The organism is Streptomyces sp. NPDC058964, from assembly GCF_042741275.1.
Taxonomy (GTDB): Bacteria; Actinomycetota; Actinomycetes; order Streptomycetales; family Streptomycetaceae; genus Streptomyces.
On record NZ_JBHYKH010000456.1, the window covers coordinates 1,244 to 7,416 of the forward strand.

Consider the following 6,173-nt stretch of genomic DNA (forward strand, 5'->3'; position numbering starts at 1 on the left):
TACGGGTGCCGTGGTGCGTCAGCGGACCGGGGCCCCCTGCGGCTGCTGCGGTGCGATGCCCAGCGTCGTCGTGTACTTGGCCAGAGCGAGCTTGCCGATCGCCGGGTACGCACCCAGCGCCTCGGCCGTCGCGCAGCCGGCCTCGGCGGCCGCCGCCTCCAGCAGGCCGGGCTCGATCTCCGGGCCGACCAGGTACGGCGCCAGCGCCAGCTGCTGCGAGCCCGAGGCCCGCAGCTGCTCGGCCACGGAGCTGATCGCACCCTCCTGGTCCAGAGCCGCCGCCATCACCGGCACGGCGAGCCGCGCGGCGAGCAGCATGCCCGTGATACCGGCCGCCTGGACGGCCTCGTCGCCGCCCACGGAGGCGAGGATGATGCCGTCCGCGGCGGTCGCCACGGTGAACAGACGGGCGCGGTCGGCGCGGGCGAGGCCCGCCTCGGACAGGCGCACGTGCAGGGCCTCGGCGAGCAGCGGGTGCGGGCCGAGGACGTCGGTCAGATCGGCGGCGACCCGGCTGTCCATGACGGCCTGGCGCACCCGGCGCAGCAGCGCGCTGTCCGGACCGGCCAGCAGCGGAACGACGACTGCGACCGGGCCGTCGGGCTCCTTGGCCTCGACACCGGCGGCGATCGCCTGCTCGTAGCGGGCGGTGCGCTCCTCGGCGGCGTGCGCGAGGACGGACGACAGCGCGAGGAACTCGGCGTCGTCCCCGTCCAGGTACCCGATCCGGGCATCCAGGCCGGGCAGCTCGGAGCGGGCGATGCTCACGACCTCCTCGGCGAGGCTGCGCGTTGCGGCGCTGGGCGTGCCCGGCACCGCGAGGACGAGCGCGGGCGCGCCCTCGGGAGCCACCAGCGGTTCGGGGCGGCGGTGCCGTCCGGGCTGGCGGGGTCGCGGCATTCGTACTGGCAGGCCGGACGCGGGCCCAGTGGGGGAGCTCATGGAGCCGCATGTTAGTGGCTCTCTGGGCTCCCCTGTTCGGGGAGGGTGCAGGTGAGCGGTATCCGTCCGGTTTTGTCTGATGAGTTACGCGCGAAACGCAAGCGATCCAGGTACTTGTCGGACAGTTACTCCACCAGCAGGATCAATCACCTTTTCCGGTCACGACGTACAACATCGTCTCTTCACCCGGCAGAGTGAGCCGTCCGGCCGCCAGACCGGTCGCCACCTGCACCGCGCCGTGCAGCGGGTCCCCCTCGGCCGGGACCCGGCGAGCGTGCGGCAGCCGCGCGGCCAACTCCTCGCCCAGGGGTACGAGCAGCGGATCACCCGTCCTGAACAGGCCACCGGTCAGAGCGATGCGCGGCTCGCCCGCGGTGGGGCACACGGCAGCGGCGGAGTCGGCCATGTGCCGGGCAGCCGTGCGCAGGATGTCCGCCGCGACCGGGTCGGCCTCCGCGCAGGCGGCGACCCGGGGCGCGAAGGAGGCGAGCACGGCGGCGCGGTCGGAGCGCGGGTAGAGCCGGCCCGGCAGCCCGGGCATCGGGCCGAACAGCTCCTCGGCGCAGGCCAGCAGTCGTGCGGAGCCGCCGTCCCGTCCGTCATGGGCGCGCAGCGCCGCCTCGAGACCGGCCCGCCCGATCCAGGCGCCGCTGCCGCAGTCGCCCAGCAGATGGCCCCAGCCGTCCGCCCGCCGCCATCGGGTCAGGTCGGTGCCGATCGCGATCAGCCCCGTACCGGCGGCGATCACGGCGCCGGGGCGCGGGCCGAGCGCGCCCACATAGGCGGTGACGGCGTCGGCGGCGAGCGCGACGGAGCGCACGCCGAGTTCCCGGGCCAGCGCACCCGGCAGCTCGGCCCGCAGCGCGTCGCCCAGGGTGGCGAACCCGGCGGCGCCGACGACGGCGGTGTCCAGCCCGGCCGGAGCCACCTCGTCGGCCAGGGCACGGGCCATGGGCAGGAGCTGCTCCAGCAGATGCCCCGGGTCGATCCCGCGCGCACCGGTCCTGACCGGCTCCCTCGACTCCCGAACGGCCGACAGCCCCCGGCCGGGAATCCCGACCACGGCGCGGAGGCCCGAGCCTCCCGAGTCGACGGCGAGGAAGCCGGATCCGTCCCCCGCGCCACCGGTCACGGCAGGCGCCAGTCCACCGGTTGTGCCCCCTGGCGCATCAGGAAGTCGTTGGCCTGGCTGAACGGGCGGGAGCCGAAGAAGCCGCGGTCGGCCGACCTGGGCGAGCGGTGCGCGGACTCCGTCGCCGGCAGACTGCCGATCAGCGGCCGCAGATTGGACACCGGCGGCTTGCCGCGTCCGGCCAGGGCCCGGACCGCCTGCTCGGTGACCTCCTCCCAGCCCTTGCCCCGGTGCGAACCCGACCTGCGCGGGGCCGTGGTGAGCGCCCTGTTGAGCAGCAGCACGCCCTGCCGAGGCCACGGCGTCAGACCGCCGTTGGACGGCCGCGGCAGGGCCAGGTCGGTGTTCAGCTCCCGGAAGATGTTGTCCAGACCGGGCGGCAGCGGACGGACTTCGGGCGCGACGGAGAACGACAGCCCCACCGCGTGTGCGGGAGTTCCAGGATCCGCGTATCGAGTACGAGGGGCTGAACAGGCGTGATGACGGTGGCGGAGTGGCTTGACCACGGGATGCAACGGGCTCCCCTCTCCTTCCCGGTGGCCGGCTGCGTGATCTGCTCGACCGGTTCGAGGATCTCGACGAGGAGGAAGACTAGCGCCAGGGGCGGCGGCCGCGCGTGAGTGCTTCTGTGGTGTGCCGGGGCATGGCACCCACCAGTAGAGTGAGGCGCCGTGGCACCACGACCCTTGCATGAACTTGTTGAAGCAGGCTGGGCGAAGGCTCTTGAACCTGTGGCTGAACGCATCGCGGCCATGGGGGACTTCCTCCGGGCCGAGATAGCGGCGGGCCGGACCTACCTGCCGTCCGGGGCGAACGTCCTGCGGGCCTTCCAGCAGCCTTTCGACGACGTCCGCGTCCTGATCGTGGGCCAGGATCCCTACCCCACACCGGGTATGGCGATCGGGTTGAGTTTCGCGGTCTCGCCCGAAGTGCGTTCGTTGCCGGGGAGTCTGGAGAACATCTTCCGGGAGATGCACGCCGACCTCGGGTTGCCCAGGCCGTCGAACGGCGATCTGACCCCGTGGACGCAGCAGGGTGTGCTGTTGCTCAACAGGGCGTTGACGACGGCCCCGCGCAAGCCCGCGGCGCACCGGGGCAAGGGCTGGGAGGAGGTCACCGAGCAGGCGATCCGGGCCCTCGCCGGGCGCGGCAAGCCGCTGGTGTCCATCCTGTGGGGGCGTGACGCGCGCAATCTGCGGCCGTTGCTGGGGGATCTTCCGGCGATTGAGTCCGCGCACCCGTCGCCGATGTCGGCGGACCGCGGCTTTTTCGGCTCGCGTCCGTTCAGCCGGGCCAACGATTTGCTGCTGCGACAGGGTGCGCAGCCGGTGGACTGGCGACTGCCGTAGCGCATATTGCGCAGTGATGGCTTGGCGGGCGGTGGCCTCCTGCCGGGGGTGCCGGACTCTCGCTGGACGAGCTTCTGGTCGCGCGAGAGTCTTCACCGGCCGTTCCTCAGAGGACGGGACACATCCGAGTACGGGCCACCGCGCCACGATGACGTGCAGCACTCCATCGTGACCAGGGGGCCCTGTTGCGGGCCCCCTCTTGGGCCTACCGAGGCTGACCGAACCGTCGGCACGGCTGACCGGAACCCCCCCTTCCTCACGGCTTCCGGCATCAGCCGACGACCGCGGCCCGCACGCACAGCACGTCCGGCAGGTGGGAGGCCAACTGCCGCCAGCTGTCGCCGTCGTCCGCCGAGGCGTACACCTCGCCGTTGCGGTTGCCGAAGTACACGCCCGCCGGGTCGGCGTCGTCCGTGCACAGGGCGTCCCGCAGCACCGTGCCGTAGTGGTCCTCCGCCGGCAGCCCGGCCGACAGCGGCTCCCAGCTCTTGCCCGCGTCCGCCGTGCGGAACACCCGGCAGCGGTGGCCGGCGGGCACCCGGTCGGCATCGGCGTTGATCGGGAAGACGTACGCCGTGTCGCCCCGGCTCGGGTGGGCGGCCACCGCGAAGCCGAACGTGGACGGCAGCCCCCCGCCGATGTCGGTCCAGTGCGCGCCCGCGTCGTCGCTCCGGTACACCCCCCAGTGGTTCTGCAGGTACAGCCGGTCCGGGGAGGCCGCGTCCTGGGCGATCTTGTGCACGCACTGGCCGAACTCCGGGTTCTGGTCCGGCAGGAACACCGCGGACACACCGGAGTTGGACGGCGTCCAGCTCGCGCCGCCGTCCGTGGTGCGGAACACCCCGGCCGTGGACACGGCGACAGTGACCGCCTGCGGGTCACGCCGGTCGGTCACCACGGTGTGCAGCCCCTCGCCACCGCCGCCGGGCACCCAGCGTGAGCGCGTGGGGTGTTCCCACAGCGGGCGGACGAGCTCGAAGCTCTCCCCGCGGTCCTCCGACCGGTACAGGGCGGCCGGTTCCGTGCCCGCGTAGACCACGTCCGGCTCGGCCGCCGCCGGGTGCAGCTGCCAGACCCGCTCCAGCGAAGCGCCGGTGTCCTTGGGGAACTTGACGGCCGGCCGGGACGGCTCGGTCCAGGTCCGGCCCAGGTCGTCGGAGTGGAACACGGACGGGCCCCAGTGCGAGCTGTCCCCTCCGGCCAGCAGTCGCGGAGTGCCGCCGCGCGTGTCGACGGCGACCGAATAGATCGCCTGGGCGTTGAAACAGGGATTCTCGTCGAACTCCCAGGTGCCACCTCGCCGCCGCCCGATGAAGAGCCCCTTCCGGGTGCCTACGGCGAGCAGTACCTCGGTCATGCCGACCACCTCCGGGACGTCGTCGTCACCGATAGTTCTTCAGACACCGGCCAGTCTGCACCCCGCCACTGACAGTCACCCCTGGATCCGGTGTCGCCGCAGGTAGGACGCGTGGTGTCGGTCTGGCGCGAAAATCCGGGGCCCGTTGGGGCAGACGCCTGCGCGGGACCGGTGTGCCGTGCGACCGTCGGTCCGGGGGCTCGCCGTGAGCAACGAGCGGACCTCTCCCGTATGGGAGGGCGGTCCGGCCTGTCCGTGCGCTCGTGAGGAGGATGCCGTTGATGGCGTTCCGTGGTCCGAAGGTGTGGCTGTGGCGCTGGCGGCGCAACCCGCTCCGGCGTCGTGCCGACATGGTGGAGGCCTGGGTGGTGCTCGGAGCCTGGCTGCTCACCGTCCTGGCCGGGGTGCTCGCCGGTCTGGTGACGGCCCGGTCGGTGGAGTACAGCCTGGCCCGGGAACGCGTCGAGTGGCGCCCGGTCGTGGCCCGGGTCGTCGGGAAGGCACCGGGAACCTCCGGCTCGGACACCGGGACCGGCGCGGGCGAGCGGGTGTGGGCCAAGGTGCGCTGGAAGGTGGCCGACGGCTCGTCGCACAGCGGGCAGGCGCGGGTCGCCCCCGGCAGCGCGGACGGCGCCCCGGTCACCGTCTGGACGGACCCGCAGGGCCACCTCGTCACCAGACCCGCCAGTATGTCCCAGGCCCACTTCCGCTCCGCCTTCATCGGCGTCCTGGCCGGCGTGAGCACGGCGGCGGTCCCCTTCATCGCTGGCCGCGCCCTGTGCGCCCGGCTCGAACGACGGCGCATGGACCACTGGGACGCGGAGTGGGCGAGGCTGGGCCCGCAGTGGGGGCGGATGACCGGCTGAGCCGGGGCGGGCCGCCGGGACGACGCGACTCCCGCGTGCGGCGGCTCCCCCGGTCCGCAACCGGCGCGACGCCCGGCCCGCCGAGGCTGCGCCGGACCGACGGTCCCCAGCGGGAATACGTGCCGACGCAGAGGTTCGGGTGCGCGGACACGTGCCCCGTGCGTCCGATGCCCCGTCATGCCTTGGCGCACCATGCTCCCTACCCGCCTCGCAGCACCTCCCGGCACGTTCTCAGCAGCTTCTCGTCCTTCGGGATGCCGTGGCTTGCGTACCCGCCCGTACGGGCCGTGTGGCGGCGCGGGGCGGTCAGTTCCGTGCTCACCAGGTCCCACAGGGGTGCGCCTTGCGGGCCCGCCTCCACGAGGCAGGACGCGATCGTGCCGCGTGTGCCGGGGTTCTCCGTCCAGGCGGACCGGAGGACCGGAAGCACGGCTTCCGGGTCACCGCCGATTCGCCAGAAGGCGCACGCGGCGGACGTCCGTTCCCGCACCAGGTCCGCCGATTCGGCCATGCGGCGCAGCCGGGGC

At 73.3% G+C, this 6,173-nt stretch carries 5 protein-coding genes and 2 pseudogenes; 2 read left to right on the plus strand and 5 right to left on the minus strand.

Annotated elements, in window-relative coordinates; translation table 11 throughout:
- Positions 1 to 18: 18 nt before the first annotated feature.
- The 3 genes and pseudogenes from ACFW2E_RS36750 to ACFW2E_RS36760 form a co-directional block, all read right to left on the minus strand.
- Complete coding sequence (locus ACFW2E_RS36750) at positions 19 to 942, minus strand: sirohydrochlorin chelatase (protein WP_384473334.1); 924 nt, start codon at positions 940 to 942, stop codon at positions 19 to 21.
- Positions 943 to 1,084: 142 nt separating this feature from the next.
- Positions 1,085 to 2,074 carry an N-acetylglucosamine kinase gene (locus ACFW2E_RS36755; protein ID WP_384473337.1) on the minus strand — a complete coding sequence of 330 codons (990 nt, stop codon included), beginning with the start codon at positions 2,072 to 2,074 and terminating at the stop codon, positions 1,085 to 1,087.
- Positions 2,071 to 2,511: pseudogene (locus ACFW2E_RS36760) on the minus strand (uracil-DNA glycosylase); the annotation flags it as partial. The pseudogene ACFW2E_RS36760 and the gene ACFW2E_RS36755, both read right to left, overlap by 4 nt.
- Positions 2,512 to 2,745: 234 nt before the next feature.
- Between ACFW2E_RS36760 and ACFW2E_RS36765 the strand changes: the two are divergent.
- Positions 2,746 to 3,423: a uracil-DNA glycosylase gene (locus ACFW2E_RS36765; RefSeq protein WP_384473340.1), complete on the plus strand. Its 678-nt coding sequence runs from the start codon at positions 2,746 to 2,748 to the stop codon at positions 3,421 to 3,423.
- Between the two features lie 271 nt (positions 3,424 to 3,694).
- Here the strand turns inward: ACFW2E_RS36765 and ACFW2E_RS36770 are convergent, their stop codons facing one another.
- Positions 3,695 to 4,780 (minus strand): WD40/YVTN/BNR-like repeat-containing protein, encoded by a 1,086-nt coding sequence (locus ACFW2E_RS36770; RefSeq protein ID WP_384473343.1) that lies wholly within the window; start codon positions 4,778 to 4,780, stop codon positions 3,695 to 3,697.
- 281 nt (positions 4,781 to 5,061) lie between these two features.
- Between ACFW2E_RS36770 and ACFW2E_RS36775 the strand changes: the two genes are divergently transcribed.
- The gene (locus tag ACFW2E_RS36775; RefSeq protein ID WP_384473346.1) at positions 5,062 to 5,646 is read left to right on the plus strand and encodes a hypothetical protein; all 585 of its coding nucleotides are present in this window, start codon (positions 5,062 to 5,064) and stop codon (positions 5,644 to 5,646) included.
- A 199-nt stretch (positions 5,647 to 5,845) separates the two neighbouring features.
- On the opposite strand, the pseudogene ACFW2E_RS36780 reads toward ACFW2E_RS36775, so the two are convergent.
- Positions 5,846 to 6,173 (minus strand): annotated as a pseudogene (locus ACFW2E_RS36780) (HEAT repeat domain-containing protein); the annotation flags it as partial.